The organism is Pseudoalteromonas sp. CO348, assembly GCF_004208845.1.
GTDB classification, from domain to species: Bacteria; Pseudomonadota; Gammaproteobacteria; order Enterobacterales; family Alteromonadaceae; genus Pseudoalteromonas; species Pseudoalteromonas maricaloris.
Genome location: NZ_SGPI01000040.1, coordinates 193804 through 220224 on the forward strand (window position 1 = coordinate 193804; position 26421 = coordinate 220224).

The following is a 26421-nucleotide window of genomic DNA, read 5'->3' on the forward strand; positions in this document are numbered from 1 at the left end:
TAAGCAAACTTGTTTTATCGATTTGGACACTGGCTGTTAAGTGCATTACTACTTGTAATTACTAATGTTTTACTCCTTGTGCACGACTATCCAGCAACACTTATTATGTTGATAGACTTAGTATTTGCACTATGTTTTGCTTTGCTCGCTTATAAATATGGTTCGACTAGACAAAACACCATTAATCTCATTGATACCTTGTTGATATCACTTCGCCAAGGCGATTATGCCCTAAGAGCGGTACACGGCAAAGACGCACAATTACGTTCAACGGTGGAGCACTTAAATGCGCTTGCGCAAACCATGCAAGCCGATCAGCGAGCGCTGGCCGAGCAAAGTGACCTGTTAAAACAAATCATTGAAAAGCTTGATTGTGCACTTATCGTGTTTGACAGCCAAAGCGTTGCATTTGCCAACAGTTACGCTGAGCGCACCTTTTTTGACTGTTACAAAGACGATGCTTGGTGCTGGTTTCAGTCATTACAAGCTCAGCAAAAACAAGGAAAGGTTTCGGTGATGCTAGAGGGGACTGAGCACGCTTTTTTACTTGAACACGACAGCTGCTACATTGCCAATAAACCTCACACTTTACTGGTTTTAAAACAGCTCGATAGCATTTTATATCAACAAGAAAAAGACGCCTTACAGCGTTTTGTTCGTATTTTAAGTCACGAGATCAATAACACTTTAGCGCCGATAGGCACAGTAGCGCGCAGCCTTACCAAGCGTCTAAACGGTGAGTTAGATATAGAAAGGTTTAACAGTGGACTGTCACTCATCAACGAGCGCGCCAATTACCTTAAATCTTTTATGGGCAACTATGCCTCCCTTGCCAAACTGCCTCCTGCGCACAAGCAAATTGTCGCGCTCAATGAGTTTTGCGCTCAGCTACAAAGTATCTACCCGCAACTAAAGGTAGAAAGCACAGCCGACCTGCTCGGTTTTTTTGATACGAGCCAAATCAAACAGGTGCTTTGCCACCTCATTAATAATGCTCAAGAAGCGTGCACGCCTTCGCCAGAAGTTACACTCAACATCACCGCAGATGCTGACAAATTAGTGTTTTTGGTCACAGACACAGGCCCCGGTTTCTCTAACCTAAACGAAGCTGCTGAAGCATTTTACACCACCAAAGCTGATGGCAACGGCATCGGCCTGATGCTCTCTCGTATCATTATTGAAAACCACGGTGGACAACTCAAACTAGGCAATAACCCAGACAGTGGTGCAAAAGTCAGTTTTAGCGTAGAGCGGGGTGGGAGTTGAGTACTGAAAGCAGCAAAAATAACAAAGAGACCCCGAGCAAAAGTAACGAAGACACCCAATGTAATGTATTCATAATAATTAGTGAAAGAGCGCAACTATGAAGCGGGTTACAGGGTGAAAAATTAATTAAAAAACAACATTAATAAGGATTGTTTATGATATCACGATGCATTTTATTGGCACTGGCACTTGCTAGTACAATTGTGTTTGCAACTCCACATAATGGCTTGCTTGACCCAACTAAGGGAACTTGGCAAAACAAAGATGAAGATGGTGATGGTGTGTTAGATGAGCAAGATGAGTTTCCATTCGATGGTCAACGCGCTCGTTATCCCGAAATCGTCGAGATTGAACCTAATGATAACCCTAGCAATGCGGTAAAAGTTGCGCATCAACTTCCGTTTAAAGTAAAGGGGGTGATTTCAAACGCGGGTGATAATGGTGATTTGTACCAGTTTAGCGCAAAAAAGGGCGACTATATCTCAGCTCGCATTATCTATAGCTCAGATAATTTTAAGCCCAAAGTGTATTTTTCTGAACAAGGTGGTTTGGTGATCAACTCATCGCAGATCCATACCCATAGCGCACTCAAAATGGCGCATATCCTGACTAAAATACCCCATGATGGAAAATTCAATTTGAGCGTCATTGATGACTTGTCGGGTGGCGCGCCGGACTATTCCTATGAAATTTACGTATTTAAAGATAATGACACCGATGGTATTGATGATCATGCCGAATATGCAATTGGTGTGGAACCAACTCGTATTGATACCGATAGGGACTCTGTTCATGACTTCTATGAGTATTATGTAAAGCAAGGTACTACACTCGATGAGGACAACAACGGGGTAATTAATTTATTGGACTTAGACAGTGATGGCGACGGCATTAGTGATAAGCACGAAGGCTCAGGAAATGCAGATCAAGATGATAAATTAAACTTTTTGGATCTTGATTCTGATAATGACGGTATAGCGGATGCCGACGAAAAACTCAATACGAAAGGATGGCCTGAAGACTCTGACAAAGACGGGGTTGAGGATTTTATTGATCTGGATAATGATGGCGACAAAGTTTTAGATATTTATGACGCCGAGCCATATGAGCGAGTGCGAGGCTTTAAATTAAGTGATTCACCGAGTGTACAAATATCCTCTCAAGCTGGCTATTACAATGGCTATTCATTGCCTCGAATTTATCGTATCGGCGATAGTGTTGTGTTTTCTGGAGATGACTTTGCCGGGCTGGAGAACCCAAAAGTAGTTATCTATAACGGTGAAGAAATTTATAATATCACGCCAACATCGCACACTAATTCAGCGCTAATCTTTGAACTCAATCTACCATTTCGTAAATATAAGGCATTTATTTACACTCGAAATAAGCGTTCTAATGAAGTGCGATTAAGCCCATACAAAGCGGGCTCACCGTTAATATTTGGATATGCCTCAATCAAAGTTCAAGAAGGCGAGCAATATGAGCTTAAGGGAGTGGGGTTTGATGATAAAACCCGTATCGTAATGGGAAATAAAACACTTGTTCCTTCAACTCATACACCATCTAGCCTTACATTTACGATACCAACCGGTATAACAAAAGGCATATTACAATTAACGAATAATGTTGGAACGAGCAATAAGGTTCGGTATCGGGTGCAAGCGCGCTAAAAAATAACAATAGTAGACTAAAGAAGATTCAGACACCTACCTCAAAGATAGAGAAAAAACGGTTAAAGTTTGTCGTGGGTGTCAGCCATTATCTGCTCTAATAAAGGAAAAAAGATGAAATCTAGGAATGGCATTATAACGTGGGGCTTTGTTATTTTGTCCCCGTTGGCACATGCTGACATCAGTTATGTTGATAAAACTCATGTATTGAATACGCTTACAAATAACATTGAGCAACAATATGTTGAAGTAAAAAAGATAGATAAAATTTCAGACACTCTTACAGAGCTTAAAGCAAGTCCTGCATTTACTAATAGTCAGTCACAAGAACAATTTGCCTCGCTACTAACCGCAGAATTGCAAAAGTTTGACAAGCACTTTACTGTGCAATGGCGAAACCCAAATGAAAGCCAGAATAATAAAACAAAGCGTGAATCTTGGTTTACCAAATTAAGTCGGAAAAATTCAGGCTTTAATCGTGTTGAAGTACTCGATGGAAATATAGGTTATGTTGACTTTTGGGGGTTTGATGAATTATCGAAAAACTCAAGAAACATAGCAGAAAGTGTAATGGGATTTGTATCTAATGTAGATGCTCTTATATTTGACCTTCGTAATAACGGGGGCGGCAGTGCTGAAATGGTGCAGTTTATTAGTAGTTATTTTTTAAAGCCAAATACCCATTTAAACAGCATTTATTGGCGAGCGACTGACTCTACTCGTGAATTCCGTACTTTTGATAATGTTAGCGATTCAATTCATCTGGACACTCCCATATACATACTCACGAGCAATGATACGTTCTCTGCGGCAGAAGAGTTTGCTTATAACTTAAAGCACCTTGAACGGGCAACTTTAGTGGGGGAAACAACGAAAGGTGGAGCAAATCCTTGGCAGTTTTATGAGCTAGGAAGTGGTTTTAGAGCTGGTATTCCAATAGCGAAGGCTATTAATCCGAAAACGAAAACAAATTGGGAATCGATTGGCGTTAAACCTCATATTGAAACATCGCAGACTAACGCCTTAGATGTGGCGTATAAAATAGCGCTTAATGAAGTTAAAAAGTCAGTAAGTGATGGGCATCAAATCAAGGAAATTAACGACAAGCTTGAGGAGTTATCGAATAGCACACTATTCAAAGAGACGCCACAAAGCACCATGTAATAATAGCGACCGTTATAATCATTACGAATAGAGGGAAGATTAAAGGAAGATTAAGACACCCACCTCAAAGATACAGCCAAAAACGGTTGAAGTTCGTCGTGGGTGTCAGCCTTTATCCTTAATTATCTCTGCCATTATCTGCTAATTTGTTATTTTACTATCCAAGGCACTATGACATGGTCATAACCAATGCTTAAAGACACGTAGACTAATAGCGCAGCCATTACTAAGTTAAAAGCTTTAAAATACTTGGGATCGGAGATCTGTTTACCCATCATTGAACCCACTATCGAATAGCTAGTGGGGGCTCCGAATGCAAGTACAGCAAGGAGCATTGACCATATGACAACGGCAATGCCGGTAATGCCAACGCTTGGAAACTGAATGGTAGAAACCGGCAACGTTGCGATTAGCGCTTTGGGGTTGAGTAGCTGCATGAAAAGTCCGTCTCGAAAGCTCAACGATTTGGCCGCACTTCGCTTATCACAGAGCTCAACGTTAGCATGTGCCACTTTCCAAGCAATATATAGAATATAAAGGCACCCAGCCAAGCTGATAAAAGGCAGTAGCTGTGGATTAATAAACTTGAGCCCGACAATCCCTAAGATAACGAACAAGATGAACATTGCCATTCCAACACCGGCGAAAAAACCGAGATGAACACGCGTCTGTTTGTTTAGACCACTATGTAGACCAAGCAAGTTGATAGGCCCAGGGGTATACATTACCCCGATAGCATAGGCGAAAATTTCTGACATGATTTACTACTCCGATATAAGCAGTCGACGAGCTAAGCTAACGGCCCAACTGCAACTGAAATTGTTTTGGTGTCATGCCAAATACGCGTTTAAAGTTACGATTTAAGTGACTGGCATCAGCAAAGCCGGACTCTACCGCTGCGGTGGTGGCGCTACGGCCTACAAGTAGCTGTTTGCGAGCATAGTTGATACGACAATTCAAAACATACTGGTGTGGAGTTATGCAAAAGTGTTCTCGAAAAGCTCGAATAAAGTGATATTTAGACATATTGGCGACATCAGCGATGTCATCAACCGAAATATCGTTGGCAAGATTAGCCAAGATATAGTCTTTAGCTCTTAGTACTAAAATTTCAGCCCTTGTTTTACGAAGTGGTAACTCTAAACAGCCATGCAAACGAACCAATGATTGAGCCAACTGAAACAAGGCGGCTTCGTGCTCAATTTTGGAGTAGGATCGTCCCAAAAGTTGCTGAGATATGGTAAGAACTTGATAGCGCAACAGTGGGTCATTGAACAAGGTGTCGTTAAGTCTTAGTACTGTTTCTTGTTTATAACCAAGAGAGCGAAACAGTGGTTGCAATTCTCTTGGGTGCACGTAAAGCATCACATATTCTAAGCTGTGTTCGCCCCCAGAATGACCGTCATGGATATCTTCGGGATTGAAAAGCATTACGCAGCCAGGCTGACTTTTATAAAAAGCACTGCGACAGAAAAAGTCTTGTCTGCCTTTTAGAGTGAGCCCGATCGAGTACTCTTCATGAGCATGTTTGGTGTAGGTGAAATCACTCATGGTTGCGCTCAGCATGGACACATCATCCTGCTGAGCGCTATGGGTATATATAAAGTGATTATTTTTACTCACACTCCCTCCTTCTGTTTGAGCACTTTTGCAAAACTACCAAGTCAATATATTCAAACTATCAATAAAAAACTTGAACGAAATTGCTGATGTATTCACTTCGGAGTTTGCTTAATACTCTTCACAAGGAAACTTAGTTAACCCGAGCTTTGGTCATTAAACCTATCAAATAAATCACAATAGATGCAAAGCCAAAGAGCAGAGGTGATTCAACTGCTTACCTATTACGGGAAAATATTTGATACCATAGCTGCCAACGAAGGTTAGCATGCCGTTAGCCGAATATATATTGAAGGTCGGAAATTTACCCCTAATGAAACATTTTAAAATATTTGCCGTAATAATCTCAGTGCTCATTTTCAGTGGCTGCGCCGCCCACATTCAAGAGACAAGTAAAACAGCGAATAGAGCTGTAGTGAACACGCCACAAAGTGTATTTTTGGATATTACTCCATCGCACTCAGTTTCTAAAAGTAAGTCACTTTCTAACAGCATTAATGAGCTAAAAGCGCTAATAGCCAAAGACTTTAATGGCAGTATTGTTGAGTCTGGAAGTGCAGCTCAAGCACCTTTATCAGTCGAGATCACCATCGAGCACTTTCGTTATGTGTCTGGGTTTGGCCGCTTTATGGTAGGTGTAATGGCGGGTGATGCCGAGCTGAAGCTCAATGTAAAGCTAATAAACACTGACACTAACGAGGTCGTTGGTGAGTCGATACTAGATACTCGATCTGAGTTTATCGAAGGCATTTTTGGTGCAACTACTTCTAGGCAGCTTGAAGCAGTATCTAAGAAAGTGGTGAGTATGATTGGCACGGTGGAGCGCGAAGGTAAAACTGATAATACCGCTAACTCTTAGTCGATATTGAAGTTCCAAATACTCAAAGAAACCTAGTTTTTGACGATGGGGCTCCTGTATACCTTTTTGAGCCCCACTGATGCGCATTACAAACAAAGGGACGTGAAGCTAATATGAAAACGAAGTTTGTTGATATTACACTTGTTCTAAAAGCCTTGATGTTAACTGTCGCGATCGGCATATTTTTTAACGCGAAAGCGTGGGGTGATAACAGCCCACAGCTGTTGCGTGATAGCGCAGTTAGCGATGTACAAGCGCCCTTGGAAAATCCAGATTTAAAAGGACTACGGACTTATGTTGATGACTGGGTCAAAAAAGCAAGGGTGCAATATAATCTGCCAGGAGCTGCGGTTACCATCGTCAAAGACGGTGAAATTGTATTACTCAAAGGCTATGGATTTGCTGATGTATACAGCCAAGCTATGGTTAAACCGAATAAAACACTATTTCGCATCGGTTCTATCACCAAAACAATGACTGCACTTGCAGTGATGCAGCTGGTGGAGCAAGGTAAGCTATCTATAGATACTGATATAAATGAATATCTGAGCGAATTTAAAATACCTGACACCTTTGAAGCGCCTATTACAATCCGTGCCCTATTAAGTCATCGGGCGGGTTTTGAAGAAGCGGATGCCGGTAACTTGTTCGTTGAAAATGCCTCAGAAATGCTCAGTACAGAGCGATATCTCGTAACACATATGCCCAAGAGAATTTGGCCACCGGGTGTTAATGTATCCTATTCTAACTATGGTTTTGCTTTGCTTGGTTATCTGGTCGAGTTGCAGTCGGGTATGGATTTAGCGACTTATATGGAGCAACATATTTTTTCTGTACTGGGTATGCAAAACACGACATTACGAGAGCCAGTAAAAACCAGTGCTGCCTTAACAGCGATGAAGCCTGAGCTACAGCAACAGCTTGCAACGGGGTATTTTAGGGATAGACAAGGCAATAATATCGCCAAACCTTTTGAATTTATTGGGCATGTAGGTGGTGCGGGGGCCATTTCTGCAACTGCACATGATATGGCGCTTTATATGTCAGCTCTGATGGGTGATAACAACCTGTTCGTGCAGCCAACTACCCAAAAAACAATGATACATCGACTTTACGACGATAGACCGCTGGCGACAGGGATTGCTCATGGCATGTTTAATGGCAAGCTTAAGGGTTATGAGCAGCGTCATCACTCTGGTGCCACACATACGTTTGCCGCCAACATGATGCTCTTTCCTGAAGTTCAATTAGGTATTTTTGTTTCAACTAACGTTATGGGAAGCGGGGCACACTTTGTTGAGGCTTTACCGACTGCGATATTTAATAAATTTTATCGAAACAAGCCGATAAATCTTGTAAAGCCGTCACAGCTCAGCACATCTTCCCAAGCAAACATCTACACGCAGGTTTTAAAACAGCAAGTTAGCCAAGCAAACCTTGAAGATTATACGGGAACATTTCTGAGTACTCGTCGTTCGTATACTCAACTGGAAAAACTAGCCGCATTAGATGCGGCGGCTGAGATAGCCATTGATGACCAAAATAGGTTAGTTATGATGATGGTTGCAGGGAATAAAATAAAACTGAAGCACCTTGAAGCGGACGTCTTTCAAGCCGGAGCTCGAGACGCGCCTATTTTTTACTTTTATCGCGATGGGACAGGGACGGTAAATCGTTTTTCGGCGAGTATGTGGTCTGGCGATTATGAACGAGTAAGCTTCTTACAAAGCCCACTTTTCTTCAACTTGGCGTTGGCGATACCTTCGTTGTTATCGCTATCCACTTTGCTGTTCAGTTTTGTTCGAGCTCGTAAAAGCAAAAGGCTTGGCGTAGTTGAAAAGCTGGCATTTTTTAGTTCAAGTATGATACTTGCAGCAGTGCTGGGCTTTGTTTTAATGAATGCCGGTATTGTGTCCGATGAATATCAATTTCACGCAAGCTTTCCCACCATAGAGGTAAAGCTGCTACTGTCTTTGGTGATAGCAATCGTTCTCACGACCTTTTTGAAAGTGCTAAGTCTTCCTATCATGTTGCGCATGAGTGATTTGCATTGGTTTTATAAAATACACTATTTGACTTTTACACTGAGTTGCTTGAGTTTTATTTATGCATTTTGGATTTGGAATGCGGTTGGATTTAACTATTTTGGCTAGATTTCAGCTTTTGTGTTTATGTTCTTCTCGAACGAATGCCAAATTAGGAGACAATGCATTACCAATTATCTGTGAATAAAAAGCGATAGTGTATAGCCTGATTTAGTTGTGTAGAGCAAGCTGCAAAACACAAAAAACCAGAGAAACCAAGTTTATAGTTTTACAAAACACTGCAAAATAATGACCGTAATGTTTAGAGTCAAGAATTGAATCAAATCATGAACTCGGCTAAGGTCGGTAATGTAATGAAAAATATATAAAAAAGAGCAATTCTACAGCTCATCATAATTTAAGGTAAAAGTTAATGAAAAGATTCTTTCTAGGGATCATAGCTTACATTTTTTCATCGTTTGGGTGCATCGCTCATGAGCAAAATATGAATTACGCCTTTATTGGGCATTGGATATTTAGTAAACATGAAACGATTGAGAGCTTTAAAAATTCAGCAATGACAGAAGCCGAAGTCAAAGAATTCTCATCAATATTAAAACCAGCAGAAATAATCATAACCGAAAATATATATTCAGGGTTTATTCGCGGCAGAGTGCCAACTCATACTCCATATTCAATTATTTCTGTTTCGGACAGTGGCCAATGCTACAAACTTCAACTTGAGGATCCAAGAATACCTTTGAATATCCAAACGCATGAAGTGTGCGTAATCAACGATAAGCTCTTGCTTCCATCTGTTAAGGGTTCAAAGGAAGTTTTTAACAGAAAACGATAACATGATGCTAGATATAGCATGATTAAATCTGCATTTGCGTCATTCAGTCTCTACACGTATGCAGTTTCTACCTGCTTTTTTTGCTTGGTATAGGGCAGAGTCAACTCGCTTTAGCATCTCTGATAAGTCTTGACCATCTTGTAAACTACCTACGCCAAAACTACCTACGCCAAAACTGGCTGTGATCTTGTGTGGGCAGGATAATTGAATGGCTTCAATCGCTTTACGGATCCGCTCAGCTACTTTCTGTGCATCATTAAGACTGGTGTTGGGGCATAAGATAAGAAACTCTTCACCGCCCCAACGAGATGCGATGTCCGTTGACCTTAGACTATTTTGAATTTCCTGCGACACACGCACCAGCACTTCATCGCCGATATGGTGGCCAAACCTATCATTCACTTGCTTAAACAGATCTAAGTCTAGAATAATCGTGCTGAGGGGGAGCCCGTTAGTTAAACACTCGGTCGTTTCCTTGTGTAGTGCCTGATTCATTTTCCGACGATTGTATAAATTGGTGAGTTCATCCTTATTCGATAGCACTTCCAATTGTGCGGCCTTGACTTTATCTTGTGTGACATCCAGCATCAGGCCAATTGAATTAAGGGGCTGACCAATGCCGTTTAGTAGCGTTTCACAGTGGTGTCTTACATAAAGTGTGGAGCCGTCAGCTCTAGTTACAACATGCTCAAATGTGGTGCTTCCACCGTGAACAAAAACATTGTGGAGCTGCTGTTTTATTGCTAGTTCGGCGCTTGGATCTAGTGCATTGATAAAGTCGTCCCACTGTGTAATGGCTTCGCCATCAATACCGAGCATTGCAGCAAGTTTATCACTCATTTTAACGCTGTAGGTTAGGTGGTTAAGCCGCCACGTACCGACATTAGCAAGCTTTTGAATATCCAGCAGAGCTTTTCTGTCGTATTCGTTCTCACGTAACCTTTGTTGCAGCTTGTGGTTTTCTATTTCTAATGCCAGCACTTCATCTTCAAGTTTAGCAATTAGATCTGCGTCATCTGATTTAGGTGGAAATACTTCGCTCATGCATAACCCATTGGCTAATTCAACTTTTCTGCGCACGTGTATTGAGTGCTTCTTCGGCCATTTGTGTGCCGACTAGGCGCGATTTTATTTTTTCATATACTATTTCTCTGGTTGTTGAACTATCATCGGCGAATGGCGAAAAACCGCAATCATCACAAGTGCCTAGCTGTGGAATAGGAATAAACTCACTCGCCAGTAACACGAGATCTCGTACGGATCCAGGGCTCTCAATTTCGCGACTGTTCGGGTTAATCACACCAATAAATACACGTTGGAAGGGCTTGAGGATGCTGCCTATCAGCTTCAGGGTTTTCTTGGGGTTCTCTTCACCTCTAAGTGCAACGTAGAAGCTTCCTGCATTTATGTCGAAAAGCGTAGGCAGCAGATATTTATAGTCAATGTCGGCGCTATGGGTTGCATCAATATCAGCACCCGGACAGGTATGAATACCAATTCGTTGCCTTTCGCTATCACTAAATTGGGCGAGACATTTATTGATTAGCTCAACAAAGGACTTGAGGGTCTGACCTGACGGGTCTAGTTTTAAAGACAGCCTCGCTTCTGTAAAGTCAATTTGTACTTTGTGTGCACCCAGTGCTAAGCAGCGTTTTACTTCGCCAACATGCTCAGTTATCAAATCACTGATAAAACTTTCGTGATCGTAATTTTCAATCCCGTGAGATGGATAAACTAAGCTCAACATTGAAGGAGAAATAACGGCTTGTTTGACGGGCACAGTTGCGTGTTTGAGTGCGAAAGCGAGAAATTCATCCGCCGTATGTTGATAGCGAAATGGCGGAACTTTAAGGTGTGGCGCAAAGACCCGAGAGTGACCATCGTTAAAATCAACGAGCAAGCCCTGATCTGAGTAGCAAGGTGAATCGTGTAAGCAATAGTGAGCAAAACCATCAAACTTTCTTTGCTCGCCATCACTGACGACCTGACAGCCAATCGCTTCGAGCTCTTTTATCACTTGTTGTGTTTCGCGCTCTGCAATTTCGTTTAAAACCGCGTAACTTATCTTTCCTTGCTTATAGTCCCTGTAAGCGCTTATTAAACCGGGATTTCGAGGAATTGATCCGATTTGTTCGCTGGGGATCTGGAACCGCGCCATCGTAGTCTACCTTCTCGAGTTGCTTATTCTAAGTAAAACGATAAAAAGCCATAAATAATCAAACAAATGTGCGCTTATACCAATCCAGTTGCTTTGTCTGTTTTATCACCACACAAGCGCCACTGTGAGTATAGGATCAAATAGATATAATCGCCTTGATTGCATGGGATTTTAGTCGGTGAGATAACTGTTAGCGGAAGCTTCAAGCGAGGCGACGTGGTGTTTTAAAGCTAACTTTAAATGCGAACTTTAAAAGTAGTGAACCCCTACTTTTCTAAATTTTAGATTAAAAACGAGTCGATTTATGAAAAAAGCCGCTTTACGCGGCTTTTTTCCTTACTTCTTGTACTTTTCAAACCAAGCGAGCGAGTGCTCTATTTTGCTGATCATCCGAGAAGGACGGCCTGCAATTCCATGTGGCGCACCTGGAATTTTGACCAGTACAGAGTCAATTTTCCGTAGCTTAAGTGCTTGGTAGAACTGTTCGGTTTCGGCCATTGGCGTGCGTAAGTCTTCTTCACCCGTCATTAGCATGGTTGGTGTAGTTACGTTGCCAACAAGCGAAAGCGGTGAACGCTGCCAATAGTGTTCCATATGCTCCCATGGCATACCCGGGAATTGCGTTGGAATTTGACCAAGGCCACTGTCAGCGGTAAGCACTTTACTCAGCCAGTTGATCACAGGCTTTACGACAACAGCGGCGTTAAAACGGTTCGTTAAGCCAATCGCGTAGGCTGTTGCGATACCACCTGCAGAGCCGCCAGCAATAAACAGATTATCTTTGTCGATAAAGCCTTTCTCAAGCATAGCGTCTACCCCTGAGTTATGATCGGCAAAGTCTTCTTTCGAGCTGTATTTGTACTTGAGCAACATCGCAAAGCGCTCGCCGTAAGAGCTGCTGCCTCTGTGATTGTCGTAAAATACCACGTAACCTTCAGCGGCATAACGCTGTAATTCTGCTGAGAAATGGGGGCCGTAGGCTAAGTGTGGGCCACCGTGAATTTCTAGTAGTAATGGATATTGTTTTTTCGGGTCAAAATTTGGTGGCGTAATATACCAGCCCTGAATTTTCTCCCCGTCGAACGACGAGCTATACGTGATCTCATGCACTTTACCAAGGGTTTTATGTGCAAGTAGGTCTTCGTTAAGGCCGGTTAATTGCGTTACTTTGCCTTTTCTTGTTGTGATAGCGACGTCTGCAGGGCGCTCACTTGAACCTTGCGTAAAGGCAATTTCCCCATCAAAGTTAGCACTAAATTCACCGCTTAGATAAGGGCGACCAAGGGTTGTGCCTGAGAGCGTATCTGTGATGTCGGTAATTTTGCCTTTTGTGGTGATGCTCGCGAGCTTTCGCTTGCCGTGGTCATCGTAAGTCATCGCCAATCTATCACTGCCAATCCAAGTTGGGTCTTGGATTGAGCGGTCGAAGTCTTTGGCAATCATGTGGGAGGTTTTGTCCTGCCAATCCATAATATTCAGTTTGCTATTACGGTAAGGGTTTAGCGCGTTCGATGCACTAAGGTAAGCCAGCTGTTTACCATTTTCGGAAAAGCTAGGTGCGTACTCACGACCAGGAGCAGATGTAAGCTGGGTGATATTACGGTTAAAATCAACTTCGAATAAGTCGCCCTCTAGGCGCTTGTATTCCCAGTCTGCAATACGGTTTGCTGAAAACACAATCGCCTGTGCGTCTGCTCGCCACGCGAGTTTCCCACTATGGTGGTAATTACCTGAGGTTAATTGGCGTGGTGTGCCGCCTTCGCTCGGTAACACGAAGATATGGCGATAGCCGGGTTTGATAAGGCCACTGCCATCAGCTTGATAGTAGGCTTTGTCGATAACAATGGCAGAATCGGACCACTTCGCGCCTTTTGGTTTTTCTGGCATTTTGGCGATGACTGCAGGCTTTTCAGCAACCTTTTGGCTAAAAGCCAGCCATTTACCATCTGGTGACCAAGTTAAGCCACTGATCCCAGATTGCAATTGTGTAAGTAGTGCCGTACGGTTTTGAGCAAGATAATGTACATGAATTTGTGTGCTGCCAGATACATTGCTCACAAAGGCGATTTTGCTACCATCTGGCGACCAGCGAGGTTGGCTGTAATTGTTTTCATCAGAGAAGAGTGGCGATTGTGCGCCTGACTTAATATCGACCAGCCACAGGTTTTGTCGCTTAGCATCCTTCATTACATCATTGCTGTTACGCACATATACCACTTGAGTACCATCTGGTGATATTTGCGGGTCGTTTGCATATTCCAGCTCAAAAATGTCTTTAGCCTGTAATCCCACCTCAGTCTGTGCGACTGTTGGTAATGCAGCGCAAGCCAGTAAAGTGCAAATGAGCGTCCGTTTCAATCCATAAGGCATAATGCCACTCTCTATATAATTTTTATTTAGGGCTACATAGTTATTCAGGTGCAATTCAATGTCACCTAATACGCGATAGAACGAAATAAAAACTCGATGTGTCAAATAGAATAGGAATGAGTGGCTGTTTTTTGTGTGAAATCGGATGAAAGTTGCGGATGTTTGAAGTGAGTGTCCGTAAGTTATCTGAAAAAATGAGTGTTCATCAATAATGGCAAGCCGCTAAAGCTGCGCCGCTATCATTCCTTGAAGGCGGCACATAATTTAAGTTTTATTTAGCTGCTAGCGTTATTATTAACCAAGCTTGATTAAGCTGATTTTTTGGCTAATAGCTCTTGGCGCACGAGTTCAGCCCCTGCACTCAATGCAGCGAGCTTACCTCTTGCCACTTCACGAGAAAGTGGTGCCATACCGCAGTTAGTGCATGGGTAGAGTTTGTCGGCGTCAACAAACTCAAGCGCTTTGCGTAGTGTGTTGGCAACTTCTTCTGGCGTTTCGATGGTGTTGGTTGCAACATCAATCGCACCAACCATCACTTTTTTACCACGGATCAACGCTAACAAGTCGATTGGCACGTGAGAGTTATGGCACTCTAAAGAGATGATATCGATATTGGATTTTTGTAGCTTAGGAAATGCCTCTTCATATTGACGCCATTCTGATCCTAAGGTCTTTTTCCAATCGGTGTTGGCTTTAATGCCGTAGCCGTAACAGATATGCACTGCGGTTTCGCATTTGAGTCCTTCAATAGCACGTTCAAGCGCCGCAATGCCCCAGTCGTTGACCTCATCAAAAAAGACATTAAACGCCGGTTCGTCGAATTGAATGATATCGACTCCAGCAGCTTCCAGCTCTTTGGCTTCTTGATTAAGGATCTTCGCAAATTCCCACGCTAGCTTTTCACGGCTTTTGTAGTGGTCATCATACAGCGTATCTATCATCGTCATGGGACCTGGCAATGCCCATTTGATAGGTTTGTCTGTTTGGCTGCGTAAAAATTTGGCATCTTCAACAAAAACTGGCTTTTGGCGAGATACTGGGCCAACCACGGTCGGAACACTGGCATCATAACGGTCGCGAATTTTTACCGTTTGACGCTTCTCAAAGTCCACACCGCTTAAGTGTTCAATAAAAGTGGTTACAAAGTGTTGACGGGTTTGCTCACCGTCACTCACGATATCAATCCCTGCAAGTTGTTGTTCTTGCAAAGCAATACGGAGCGCATCGTTTTTGCCATCAACAAGCTCGTCGCCCTCTAGTTTCCAAGGTGACCACAGGGTTTCTGGCTGAGCAAGCCAAGCGGGCTTAGGTAAACTGCCAGCAGTAGACGTTGGTAATAGTGTTTTCATAATAAATGCTGTTCCATATTCCCGTTGATTATAAAGCGTAATTTGCAGACCACTGTTCAAGCACGTTTTGGTAAGGCTTGATAAAATGCTCTTCGGCAAATCGACCTTGTGCAATCGCCAACTGGCTGCGCTCTTCGCGGTCATAAACAATCTGTGTTAATGAGTGATCTAGGTTTTTTAAGTTTGGCTGATAGCACTTGCCTGCAACCGCATTGGCGTTGTAAATCTCAGGGCGGTAGATCTTTTGGAATGTTTCCATAGTGCTGATGGTGCTGATCAACTCCAGATTGGTGTAGTCATTCAGTAAGTCACCAAAGAAGTAAAAAGCCAAAGGTGCAACGCTATTTGGTGGCATAAAGTAGCGCACCTGTAAGCCCATCTTTTTAAAATATTGCTCAGTTAATGATGACTCATTTGGCTGATATTCAAAGCCAAGCACCGGGTGCTGATTTTCAGTGCGGTGATAGGTTTTGTTATCCGATACACTTAGGCAAATCACCGGTGGCTTACTAAAGTGACTCTTGTAAGCTTCTGAATCGACAAAGTATTTAAATAGCTTACCGTGTAAGTCGCCAAAGTTAGCTGGGATGCTGAATTTAGGTTGATCTTTATTATGATCAAGCAATAGCACGCTAAAATCATAGTCACGTACGTAAGATGAGAAGTTGTTACCAACAATTCCCTCAATGCGTTCATTGGTTTTGTGGTCAACAATATTGGTTTTTAACACCTCAATTGACGGGAAAGTTTGCCCACTGCCTGCAATATCCATATCAACCGAGACTATCTCAAGTTCAACAGAATAACGGTCGCCTGTTGGGTTATCCCAGTTAGCCAATGCGTTAAAGCGATTATCAATCATCTTTAAGGCATTGCGTAAGTTTTGCTGGCGGCTTTCGCCTCTTGCCAAGTTAGCAAAGTTAGTGGTGATCCGCGTGCTGTTTGACGGATGGTAATTCTCGTCAAGACGAATGCTCTTAATAGTGAAAGTAAACTCGTTATTCATGTTCTTCAGGTATCCAATTCTAATGCTAACGCGCTCGGCAATTACGTTTCACTGCGATAAACAGATATCCACGGGGACGCAGTGAGAGTGCCGAACATTAAGTGATGTGAGATTTATACGTGGATCACAAGATGAAGAAAAACGGTTTTATTTCACATAAAACATGAGTCTGATTCATGAGTTACAAAAATAGATGTCGCTTATTGAGTCACATGTGCAGAAAATATGAGCAATTGTAGAGCAAAACCCTTTGGAAATCCGAAAGTCTAGACTGCTAAATGTCTAAGTTGCATTTGTTTCAAGTAAAACGTGAGGAATATTCAAGGCTTATCTAAGTTAAAAGCACCAATGGCAAAGCGTTATGTTGTTATACTCGCCAGCGCTTAGGTGGCACAAAGGCTAAAAGCAACGGCCATATTGCTCACTTAGGTGATTGCGCCTCAATTAAAAGAAGAGATAAGTGGAATGAGTGAGTTGATATTGTTGTTTGTGTATTGTGCACTACTCGGTAGTGTTGTCGGCTTTTTAGCCGGGTTGTTAGGTATTGGCGGTGGGCTGGTTATTGTTCCGGTGCTTAGCAGTATTTTACTGTATTTTAACGTGTTACCACCGGAGCAAGTGGTGATAGCCGCTGTAGCGACATCGCTGGCATCCATTTTATTTACTTCTACCTCATCGGCAATCGCGCATCATAAAAATGGCAATGTACCGTGGGATGTAGCGCCGTGGATAATGACGGGCGTTGCACTAGGCGCGCTTATCAGTGGTTTTTTGGCAGCGCTATTACCCGAAAACGCAGTGCGCATTGTATTTGCAGTAAGTGTGGTATTGATAGCAATAAAAATGTTTTATAGCAGCAAAAATGAGAGCACAACCCGAAGGCAGCTGCCAAATAAAGGCATACTTACGGTATTAACGACGATCACCGGTGGTTTATCTGCCATGATAGGCATTGGCGGTGGAGCGCTTTTGGTACCGCTGTTGACGTTTTTCTCTGTTGATATGAAAAAGGCCATAGGATGTGCTTCTGCATGTGGCATTGTTATCGCGCTCTTTGGTTCCGTTGGCTACATTAGCTCGGGCAGTGCGCACTTTGCACTTTCGGATGGTTTCGCCGGATTTGTTTATTTGCCAGCCCTGTTAGGAATTGTGTGCACGTCTTGGTTTACCGCTCCAATGGGGGCTAAAGCCACGCATCACTTGCCTGTTGCCACGATTAAAAAGGTATTTGCTGTGCTGCTGTTAGTGATGGCTGTGAATATGGCGGTGAATTAAGTACTTTTGAGCCAAAACGAACTATGGCGTGTTTGGCTCAGAAGCTCTGCTAATCTTACTTTTTGAACGGATCTTCGGTTGGTTCAAAATGCTTGTTTAACTTACCATTTCTGGTGCTATTGATGTACTCCCCAGATGGATCTTCGCTTATCAGTGTGAAGGCACTGACTGGCGATTCAAAGTTAAAGTTTGCCAATTCCACCCAAGCAACATGAGGCGTGTGGGCATTGCAAAAGTAATAGGTTTGGCTCCTATGCGCTGCAACGGTTGTCCACAAGGTATTAGATATATTTGGGCTGGCACTGCTTGTAAAATTATAGCCAAGGGGTACTGATGCACTTGCAGCAACCGAGCGAGCCTGTGCAAGGGCATCATGCTCATCGTTTGGTAAATCTAAGTGATTAAGATAAAACGCAGCGCGCTCGAATCTATCGGTTGAGTATGGACCGCCAGGGATCGTATGACTCGGCTGACTGTTTTTATCACTCCATTGCCACAGCCAATAATCATTAATCCTTAGCTGATCTTTATAACTTGGTTCATTGGTAACAACGCGATAGTCAGCGCTGTGATGGATCTTAAAAACCCCATTCTCAACTTCGATAATGGCTGAATCGCCACTGATATCCGACACTATTAAATGCAATGCTGCGGTTTTACCTTCGCTGTTAGGTACTTCTGCACCAACGATCTGAATTTCTTGTTTGCTGAATACGTCAACGACTTCCTTGACGAGTACAAATTTATCTAACACATATTGCAACCATCTCAGGACGCTCAGCTGCTTTTTACTTTTGCATGCTGATTTACCGTACGTCGCGCCTGAGTCGTACAATACATTTGTGACAAGCCCCATAGAGTTCATACCATCGGAGGCTGCCCAGCCACTGCAATCATCTCCAACCATAGCGACCACACTACTATAAGAAGATGTCCACGTAAGTGGGTTGCGAGTTTTCTCGCTTGCTATTGCCTCTAGCTCAGAAACTGGCTCAAGCCCCGATTTTTTTAGTCCTTTTTCAAGTACAAATAAGCTGGTAGGTAATATAAACATCCAGTCCATATTTCTGGCAGTAGCCAAATATGCTCTGTTCCAGTTATTAAAAACTCTAGTACACATAACAACCTCACAAGAAAGATAAATATCCTTTTGATGAGTGGTTTCTCATCAATATACTGTTTCATACTAGGCTTTGAAAAAGGCTAAATACATTACAGAAAGTTACAGTGCATTACAGGAGTGGTAAGTCAGTAGCTATTAGCGTGAAAAACTAACGATTCGACAAGTATTCGTCTCAGGCTCCCTAAAACAAAAGTGGTGTGAGGTTAGTAGAATGAGTATATTTTCAAGAATTGGGTTAATTGCTATCAGGTATGACGTTTAGAGGAAATGGGATGATAAGAGAGATAACTCGGAATGATTTTGAGTCATTTTGGCCAACATTTTCAGAAGTGATCCAAGCGCAAGAAACGTATGCATTTGACTCAAATATGAGTATGGAGCAGGCATTTTTACTTTGGTGTGAAACGCCGCTCAAAGCTTTTGCATATGTTGAAAATGGGCAAGTACTTGGCAGTTATTATTTGCGACAAAATGCGATGGGTCCGAGTAGCCACATATGTAACTGTGGTTACATGGTGTCGAGTTTGGCTCGTGGTAGAGGAATTGCACGGTTGATGTGCGAACATTCCCAGCAGCAAGCATTAGCGCTGGGATTCGAAGCCATGCAATTTAATAGTGTGGTATCGACCAATGAACTGGCGATTAAACTTTGGCAAAAACTTGGTTTTACCATTGTGGGCACCATTCCCAAGGCATATAAACACAGGAAATTGGGCTTGGTTGATAGCTATATTATGTATAAATGGTTGGCTGATTAAAATGGACAGGCTCTAAACTAACGTGGCGAATCTTATTTTGCGCAGTCGATCAGTATGTGTTTACTGCGCATAGTCTTAAGTAAAAAGCTGATGAGCCGCTTGACGTTGGGTAAGGATTTTTTTGTTGGATGGGTCAAGATCCATAAATCTGCATAGTGCTCACTCGCTGGTGCAAATTCAATTAAATTAGGGAAATGCCTTGCAATATAGTGCGCCCCTCTGATCATACCAAGCCCTTCGGATGCAGCCTGATGACGCAGCACTAAATCTTCAATTGATAGAGAAATTGGGGCGGTTGGATAGGGTGTATCAAGTAGCCAAGTCGGTCTTTCTGTTACGCTGGCGGTTATCCAAGAAACGCTTTCACTCGTGCGTTTATCGAGATAGTCTTTATGCATGAAGTAACCAAGTGAAATCGGAAATAGCCGGTGACCAACTAAGTGCTCATCCGGAACGTGAGAAGCTCGGATCACGACATCGGCTTCTGATTTCTCTAGATCGGAAAGTGCATAGGTAGTATTAATCGACAGCGTGAGGTAAGGATTGTTTTGCTGAAATTCATGTAATTCGTCTAACAAGACAAACTGCAAAATCGCTGGGGGGATAGATAAGTTTATTTGTTGTTTTAACTGCTTAACCGAAGTGTTAATTTGGCTTAAGTGAGGGGCAAGGCAGGCTTCCATGTTTTCAGCGGCACTGAGCAGCTGCAGTCCCAATTCAGAAAACGAGACTTTGCCTTGCGAAAGCATGCATATATCAAGACTAAAGCGTTGATTTAAAGCATGTAGCCTACGAGATACCGTCGTGTGGTTTACGCCTAGAACTTTGGCCGCACCTCTGAGTGTATTGGCACGCTTTAATGCAAGCAGTAATTGAAAGTCATCCCAGTTTTCCATGCCTACAACACCAAAGTTTAGATGCAATTAAAGTAAAGTGTTTTTCGCATCATGTACAGCGAACGCAGATATTTTCCATTCACCATCAACTAAATAGACGTAATAGCTTGCGCCTACTTTATTAAAAAGTGCGCCTGATTGGGTGTATCGCTCAGCAATGTTGCTTACTAACGCAATATTTTTATCAAGAAAATGAATACTGACCTTGCTCCACTTTACGTGACTGACACCTTCTTCCTTCAGGCGTGTTAAGAATACTTGCACCTGTTTATTCATTTGCGTTTGTGTGATCACGCTCGGCTTTGAACTTGATGACATTAACATAAGCGTATCTGTGTACAGTTGAGGACTGGTTGGTAAATCACCAGTTTGCAGATAATGGTTGTATTTACTCATATAGCTGTCGAACAGCTTATTGATTTTAGTTGTGTCCGTTTCTGCCAATAGCTGGCTACTAAAAGTAAATAAAATAAATAGGATAGCGGCTCTCATAAGATGTTGCTCCAATTCAGTTTTTTATGAGTCTAGCAGGCAAACGCTGGTTTTATGTGGATTATTATGTGCTTGCTATGTTGCGCTTACGCACCGTCTGGAAGGCTTGTAAAGTGTATTTTGCGGTGTTCCGGAAGTGCTACAAGTCTTAAAAGAATGTCCCACTTTCGATACACCATCAACGTAATAGTTGAAGGTATTTATATTTAACCTATTGTTTTTTATGGCTATATATTTTGGCATGTAAGTTGATTGACTCAACATGTATAAAAACAACAAGGATTAATTATGAAAAAGTTTGTCTTGTCTGCCATTACTTCAACCGTATTAATGTTGAATAGTATGAATGTGCAAAGCTTTGAAGATGACCGAGTACAATTGTTAGAAGCTTACTTTACACACTGCGAACAAATAAAGTTATGCAATGGCAGTGTCTTAGTTGCAGAAAATGACGCCATACTTTTCCAAAGAACGATGGGAGAGGTTAGTCACGCTAGTGAAGAGCTGCTAGGGACTCAACATCAGTTTGATATTGGTTCTATTTCAAAGCAGTTTACCGCTATCGCAATCATGATGCTTAAAGAGCAAGGCAAACTGAAATTTGAAGATCCCGTTTATTTATATATTCCTAACTTTCCATATAAAGATATTAAAATCAATCAGCTATTAAACCACACTTCTGGTGTGCCAGATATGATGCCTTATATCTCGGACTTGTATCGTCAAGGAAAAGTGGACTCCAGCCTTGATCAAAGTTTTTTATTGAGTGTGCTGCTGAGTGAGCAACCTGCATTAATGTTTAAACCGGGTGAGCAATTTAAATACAGTAATACTGGCTATGTTGTACTTGCAAAAGTCATTGAGTCAGTATCTAGAATGCCGTATAGCCAGTTTCTTCAACAGCAAGTATTTTCACCCCTTGGTATGCATTATACAGTTAGTCGAACCAAGTTGACGGAAAAGAAAATAACAACTCGTGCATATGGGTTTCGTCGTCACTTAAATGATAAGAAGCGCGCCTTTGATCAAATTCCTTTCTTTGATGTTGAGGGGATGGGCGGGATCTATTCAACGACTCAGGACTTGTATAAGTGGCACTTAGCGTTAAGCAATAATAAACTTATTTCGAAGGAAACTTGGCTGCAAGCGCTGCAGCCGACCAAAACATTAGACAACAACACTAAACAGTACGGTTATGGATTCATGTTAAAGGCTGATGCCTATGATCATCCCAAGTTTGGCCACAGTGGCCACTGGCGAGGTTTTAAGTCGATTTACAGCCATCAATTGGATGATAATAGAACTATTATTCTATTAACAAATAATGGTCAAGATGACGTTGTTGATGAGAATGAAAAAGCGGTAGAAGCCATTTTAGCGATGAAACCATACCCTCAAGTGAAACAACCTATTTCAGCAGTTCTTTATAAGATGTTTACCCAAGGGGAACCTGCTGAGGCGAGAAGTCAATATAATCGCCTCAAGGCCGATAGGTATAACAATTATGATTTTTCAGAAGCGCAGTTGAATGACTTGGGATATGCGCTTTTGGGAGAAGAGAAAAATGCCGCTGCTATTGCTGCATTTGAGCTAAACGTTGAAGCATTCCCTAGTTCAGCCAATGGGTTAGATAGTTTCGCAGAGGCACTGATTGCCGATAATCAACTAAAACGTGCAAAGGCGATTTTAAAACAGGCAATTGTACTTGACCCTAACCTCGAATCTGCAAAGAAGCAACTAGCGAGCTTAGAAACACCTGTAAGTACGAAAAATTCGCTGTAGTAACAGTTGTCTTGGCCAAATGCTGGATGAGCTATCATGATTCAGCAGCTAAGTGCGTCACTTTTATAGTTTAGTGAGCTTCAAACTGAACGTAAACTCAGTCTGACTAGAGGTTAGTTGCCAATTTGCTTTTTTAGCTATGGCTTTGATGATAAACATCCCTATACCGTGACTGGACTGGTGGAATAGCTCCTCATTGATGGCGTTTTCAAACTGTAAATACTGCGAATGAACTGTGACTTTAAGTGGTGCAATACCGTACTTATTAAAGTTAGTTTCTATTTGTTTGAGTAACAAGGCTAATTCGGGTTTAGTTAGTTGTAAATAGTGTTCTGGAGCAAGAAGCTCAACTTGAATATCTGCATCACTGGTGTTTGCCCACTCTAGTAGCGTTTGGTTAATTTTCGTTTTAGAGGACACATTGCAGTCTTGCGGTTGCCATAAATTCAGAATTGTATCGCATAATTGAGTCGTATCGCGCTGAGCATGTTTTAGCGCATCTATTAGCGATAGGCTGGGTGGAGGTAACATATCAAGTTGGTCAAACCTTGCTAATTGATGTCCGATTAACGTGAGCGGTTGTCTGATCTCATGACTTAAAAAACTAGCAAATTCATATTCACGCTTCACTGCATTTTTTTGTTCTGTCACCGCATCAAGTATCGCTTGTTGAGCAAGGGCTAATTCACTAAAAATGATAGTGTGGTGACTCGCTAGTTGCTCGATATTTGTTCTAAAGTAATGCGTTTGTTGCCTCACTTTTCGTAAAACAAAAAAGATGACTATGGCTAAAACGCAGAGCATCATTGAAGTTACAGTGAATAATAGAGGTTTTATATCTAGGGATTGATGCTGTTCGAAACGATGCAACACATAGAGTGCAGGGGCGTTATGTAGAGGGGGGAGTTTAAGATAATAGGTATCTAAGCCATTTTCACTGATCAGGGTTGGTTGTTCCCATGGAACGCCATGATTGAAGTTATTCTGTTCGCGCTCATTCAGGCTACCAAGCGTTTGAGTCACTGTTCGAAATCTAGTATCAATTTCTTGCTGTTGTATTTGAAACTCGTGCGCATCCTCATAAAGGTAAAACTCTGCGGTGTCATCTAGTCCAAACCAATAAATCACCATTGTGGTACTGAAAAAAATGAGACTAATAATTACAAATATCCCCACTAATCGATTAGTGAGATATGTTGTTAAGGACAGTACGCTATTTTGCATCCAGCAGGACTCCAACCCCTTTTATGGTATGAAATAGCTCCAATTCATGACCTTGGCTGAGGTTTTTTCGTAATCGACTTAAAAGTGACTTATACATATCAGGCGAAACGTCATCATGTTGCCAGACATGTTCTATTACAGTGTGTTTTGATACTGGGTTAGGGGAGTGCCGGATCAAAAGCTTTAATAAGCACCATTGTTGTGGTGACAATGTGATTGGCCTCAACGCGCGAGTTGCAATGTGGGCACTTAAATCCACCATGAGGGTATCAAGGTGAAATATTTCACTCGGTTGGGGGTGATGCTTTCGCCCAAGTAGTTTTAATCTTACGCTAAGCTCGGCAAGTTCGAAGGGCTTAGTGAGATAGTCAAGTGCACCAAGCTCAAACGCACGCAACTTTGCCTCTATACAGTGCTGCGCGGTTAGGAAGAGAATAGGGGTCCGTTTGTGGCTTATTGAAAACTCACGGGCAAGTTCAAAGCCGAAACCGTCTGGTAGTTCTAAGTCGAGTACAATTGCATCATATTGTTGTTCTGAGGCTATGACTTTGGCGCTAGAAATACTGTCTGCATAATCAACTTCAATGCCTTCATCATTGAGGTAATTTGCGGTGATGGTAGCGAGCTGGCGATCATCTTCAACCAATAAAATAATCATAAAAACGCGGTTTTGTCTATTGCTCCCTCTATGCTAGCGAACCTGAGATGTTTTAGCGACTAAAATATGAGAATGGTGGTTACCTTCTGGTTACCTGAGTATAGCTATACTAGGGGGACTTTTAGGAGAACGATATGAACAAGCGAGATACTATGATCACATTTACCGCGATAGCTTTGAGCTGTGTATTAGCTGGGTGTGGAGAGAATAATACGCTAACAACTCAAATAGAACCTTCAGATCCCCAGTTTGCAGATCAAGTGTTTAGTAACGCTGCTATTTACACTGTTGCAAAGTCCAAACCTTGGGCCCAAGCCATGGCGGTCAAGGATGGCGAAATCGTTTATTTAGGTGATGACAAAGGAGCTCAGTCCTATATTGGTAAAAAAACAAATGTGTATGATTTAGGAGGTAAGATGGTACTTCCAGGCCTTCATGATGTCCATATCCACCCATTGGAATCAGCGTCAGATGCAACGCATTTTACAGCTGCGCAGTACGACACAATAGATGGTTATCAGGATGCACTTTACCAAGTTGCAAGCGAAAACCCTGATGCAGCTTGGTTAATCGGCTATGGTCATAATATAGATACCTTACTTGATCTCGATATATCGCCTAAAGCTTTAATTGATGAGGTAATCCCAGACCGACCAGTCATTATCATGGAGCAAACTTCACATTCAATGTGGGTAAACTCCAAAGCCCTCTCGTTGGCTAACATACATGCGAGCAGCCGTGATCCGATAGGAGGGGTTATTGGCCGAAATAATGCCGGAGAGCTGAATGGCATCTTGTATGACAACGCGGGCAATATTGCTATGGATCTTGCAATGCAATCTTTAGGAGATGAGCAGAGCCAAAACTATAATGGCTTTGTTGAATATACTCAGCCTATGCTTTTAAGCCACGGAATAACATCTATTAGTGATGCTCGCGTATATTGGCAACGCGGCCAATTAGATACTTGGCAAAAGCTACAAGCGGATGGTGTTTTGAAGATGCGAGTCAGCTTGGGCTTATGGGCTTATCCAGAAGCAAGTGATGAAAGCCAAATTAGAGCGCTTAAATCGTTTTATAATACGACGCCAAATAGCTTATTAAAAGTCGACCAAATAAAGTTTTACATGGATGGTATTTTGGTGAATACCACTGCGGCAATGAAAGAGCCTTATAAAGTAGATTGGCTTGAGCTCGATGGTAACCGTGGAGTGAATTATTTTACCCAAGCTCGATTAGAGAAATATATAAAAGCATTGGAGCCTAGTGGCTTTGACTTTAACATTCATGCAATTGGCGACAGAGGAATACATGAAGCGTTAAATGCTATTGAAGCAGCCTCTAAAGGAGCTGCTCGGCATCGCCTTACACATGTAGAAGTTGTTGATCCTGAAGATTACAAGAGGTTTTCTGCGCTGAGTGTGATAGCTGATGCACAAGTCGCAGGAGAATTTACTCAACCGCATCATTGGCAAGAAATGCAACCACTGTTAGGCCGCGAGCGGGCTGATCATTTGGTTCCAATTAAAAGCCTAAGTGAAAATGGTGCGATGCTCACGCTGAGCAGCGATTGGAATGTGAGTACGCTTAATCCTTTTATCGGTATCGCGAATGCAATTACTCGACAGCCTGAAGCAATCTCATTAGAACAAGCAATCGCAGCCTACACAATAAATGCTGCGTACGCGATGCGACAAGAAGACATTGTTGGAAGTCTTGAGGTTGGAAAGCTTGCTGACTTTATTGTGTTAGACCAAAATCTATTCAATATATCATTCGAAGAAATAAAAGCGACCAAAGTTACGCAAACGTGGATCCATGGAAATCAGGCCTTTTAACGTTGGGCTAATGGCTTGACTGTTCATAACCAG

22 protein-coding genes are annotated in these 26421 nt (G+C 42.3%); 10 read left to right on the plus strand and 12 right to left on the minus strand.

Annotated elements, in window-relative coordinates:
• The first annotated feature begins 9 nt into the window (after window positions 1–9).
• The 3 genes from EXT48_RS21895 (at window position 10) to EXT48_RS21905 (ending at window position 4100) form a co-directional block, all read left to right on the plus strand.
• Window positions 10–1266, plus strand: a complete 1257-nt coding sequence (locus EXT48_RS21895) for a PAS domain-containing sensor histidine kinase (RefSeq protein WP_130165773.1) — start codon at window positions 10–12, stop codon at window positions 1264–1266.
• 155 nt (window positions 1267–1421) lie between these two features.
• Entirely contained in the window at window positions 1422–2936 is a 1515-nt protein-coding gene (locus EXT48_RS21900) for a cell surface receptor IPT/TIG domain-containing protein (RefSeq protein ID WP_130165774.1), read from the plus strand.
• 78 nt (window positions 2937–3014) lie between these two features.
• On the plus strand, window positions 3015–4100 hold the full coding sequence (locus EXT48_RS21905; RefSeq protein ID WP_240703424.1) for a S41 family peptidase: 1086 nt from the start codon (window positions 3015–3017) through the stop codon (window positions 4098–4100).
• A gap of 149 nt (window positions 4101–4249) precedes the next feature.
• Here the strand turns inward: EXT48_RS21905 and EXT48_RS21910 are convergent, their stop codons facing one another.
• Complete coding sequence (locus tag EXT48_RS21910) at window positions 4250–4858, minus strand: LysE family translocator (protein ID WP_102058354.1); 609 nt, start codon at window positions 4856–4858, stop codon at window positions 4250–4252.
• A gap of 37 nt (window positions 4859–4895) precedes the next feature.
• Complete coding sequence (locus EXT48_RS21915) at window positions 4896–5723, minus strand: AraC family transcriptional regulator (protein WP_039496419.1); 828 nt, start codon at window positions 5721–5723, stop codon at window positions 4896–4898.
• A gap of 310 nt (window positions 5724–6033) precedes the next feature.
• Here EXT48_RS21915 and EXT48_RS21920 point away from each other — a divergent pair, with 310 nt between their 5' ends.
• The 3 genes from EXT48_RS21920 to EXT48_RS21930 all read left to right on the plus strand — a co-directional run bounded on the left by EXT48_RS21920 (window position 6034) and on the right by EXT48_RS21930 (window position 9459).
• Entirely contained in the window at window positions 6034–6579 is a 546-nt protein-coding gene (locus EXT48_RS21920) for a DUF4410 domain-containing protein (protein WP_130127609.1), read from the plus strand.
• A gap of 113 nt (window positions 6580–6692) precedes the next feature.
• Window positions 6693–8732: a serine hydrolase gene (locus EXT48_RS21925; protein WP_130165775.1), complete on the plus strand. Its 2040-nt coding sequence runs from the start codon at window positions 6693–6695 to the stop codon at window positions 8730–8732.
• A 304-nt stretch (window positions 8733–9036) separates the two neighbouring features.
• Window positions 9037–9459, plus strand: a complete 423-nt coding sequence (locus tag EXT48_RS21930) for a hypothetical protein (protein WP_130165776.1) — start codon at window positions 9037–9039, stop codon at window positions 9457–9459.
• 39 nt (window positions 9460–9498) lie between these two features.
• On the opposite strand, the gene EXT48_RS21935 is transcribed toward EXT48_RS21930, so the two are convergent.
• The 5 genes from EXT48_RS21935 to EXT48_RS21955 all read right to left on the minus strand — a co-directional run bounded on the left by EXT48_RS21935 (window position 9499) and on the right by EXT48_RS21955 (window position 16342).
• Window positions 9499–10503, minus strand: coding sequence for a GGDEF domain-containing protein (locus EXT48_RS21935; RefSeq protein ID WP_130165777.1), 1005 nt, complete (start codon window positions 10501–10503; stop codon window positions 9499–9501).
• 19 nt (window positions 10504–10522) lie between these two features.
• Window positions 10523–11617: a 5-methyltetrahydropteroyltriglutamate--homocysteine methyltransferase gene (locus tag EXT48_RS21940; RefSeq protein ID WP_130165778.1), complete on the minus strand. Its 1095-nt coding sequence runs from the start codon at window positions 11615–11617 to the stop codon at window positions 10523–10525.
• 336 nt (window positions 11618–11953) lie between these two features.
• A complete protein-coding gene (locus EXT48_RS21945; RefSeq protein WP_130165779.1) occupies window positions 11954–13987 on the minus strand; it encodes a S9 family peptidase in 2034 nt (677 codons plus the stop codon).
• A 308-nt stretch (window positions 13988–14295) separates the two neighbouring features.
• Window positions 14296–15336 carry a methionine synthase gene (locus EXT48_RS21950; protein WP_130165780.1) on the minus strand — a complete coding sequence of 347 codons (1041 nt, stop codon included), beginning with the start codon at window positions 15334–15336 and terminating at the stop codon, window positions 14296–14298.
• 28 nt (window positions 15337–15364) lie between these two features.
• Window positions 15365–16342, minus strand: coding sequence for a DUF1852 domain-containing protein (locus EXT48_RS21955; protein WP_130165781.1), 978 nt, complete (start codon window positions 16340–16342; stop codon window positions 15365–15367).
• 465 nt (window positions 16343–16807) lie between these two features.
• On the opposite strand from EXT48_RS21955, the gene EXT48_RS21960 reads away from it, so the two are divergent.
• Window positions 16808–17617, plus strand: coding sequence for a sulfite exporter TauE/SafE family protein (locus EXT48_RS21960; RefSeq protein ID WP_130165782.1), 810 nt, complete (start codon window positions 16808–16810; stop codon window positions 17615–17617).
• A gap of 55 nt (window positions 17618–17672) precedes the next feature.
• Here the strand turns inward: EXT48_RS21960 and EXT48_RS21965 are convergent, their stop codons facing one another.
• A complete protein-coding gene (locus EXT48_RS21965; RefSeq protein ID WP_130165783.1) occupies window positions 17673–18737 on the minus strand; it encodes a linear amide C-N hydrolase in 1065 nt (354 codons plus the stop codon).
• Window positions 18738–19012: 275 nt separating this feature from the next.
• On the opposite strand from EXT48_RS21965, the gene EXT48_RS21970 reads away from it, so the two are divergent.
• A complete protein-coding gene (locus EXT48_RS21970; protein ID WP_130165784.1) occupies window positions 19013–19498 on the plus strand; it encodes a GNAT family N-acetyltransferase in 486 nt (161 codons plus the stop codon).
• Window positions 19499–19530: 32 nt separating this feature from the next.
• Here EXT48_RS21970 and EXT48_RS21975 read toward each other — a convergent pair whose 3' ends face one another.
• Both EXT48_RS21975 and EXT48_RS21980 read right to left on the minus strand, forming a co-directional pair.
• The gene (locus EXT48_RS21975; RefSeq protein ID WP_130165785.1) at window positions 19531–20394 is read right to left on the minus strand and encodes a LysR family transcriptional regulator; all 864 of its coding nucleotides are present in this window, start codon (window positions 20392–20394) and stop codon (window positions 19531–19533) included.
• 27 nt (window positions 20395–20421) lie between these two features.
• Entirely contained in the window at window positions 20422–20886 is a 465-nt protein-coding gene (locus EXT48_RS21980) for a hypothetical protein (RefSeq protein WP_099029918.1), read from the minus strand.
• Between the two features lie 288 nt (window positions 20887–21174).
• Between EXT48_RS21980 and EXT48_RS21985 the strand changes: the two genes are divergently transcribed.
• Window positions 21175–22668 carry a serine hydrolase gene (locus EXT48_RS21985; protein WP_130165786.1) on the plus strand — a complete coding sequence of 498 codons (1494 nt, stop codon included), beginning with the start codon at window positions 21175–21177 and terminating at the stop codon, window positions 22666–22668.
• A gap of 63 nt (window positions 22669–22731) precedes the next feature.
• On the opposite strand, the gene EXT48_RS21990 is transcribed toward EXT48_RS21985, so the two are convergent.
• Window positions 22732–23799 carry a HAMP domain-containing histidine kinase gene (locus EXT48_RS21990; RefSeq protein ID WP_130165787.1) on the minus strand — a complete coding sequence of 356 codons (1068 nt, stop codon included), beginning with the start codon at window positions 23797–23799 and terminating at the stop codon, window positions 22732–22734.
• A gap of 82 nt (window positions 23800–23881) precedes the next feature.
• On the minus strand, window positions 23882–24550 hold the full coding sequence (locus EXT48_RS21995; RefSeq protein ID WP_130165788.1) for a response regulator transcription factor: 669 nt from the start codon (window positions 24548–24550) through the stop codon (window positions 23882–23884).
• Window positions 24551–24684: 134 nt separating this feature from the next.
• On the opposite strand from EXT48_RS21995, the gene EXT48_RS22000 reads away from it, so the two are divergent.
• Entirely contained in the window at window positions 24685–26388 is a 1704-nt protein-coding gene (locus tag EXT48_RS22000; RefSeq protein WP_130165789.1) for an amidohydrolase, read from the plus strand.
• The last annotated feature ends 33 nt before the right edge of the window (window positions 26389–26421 follow it).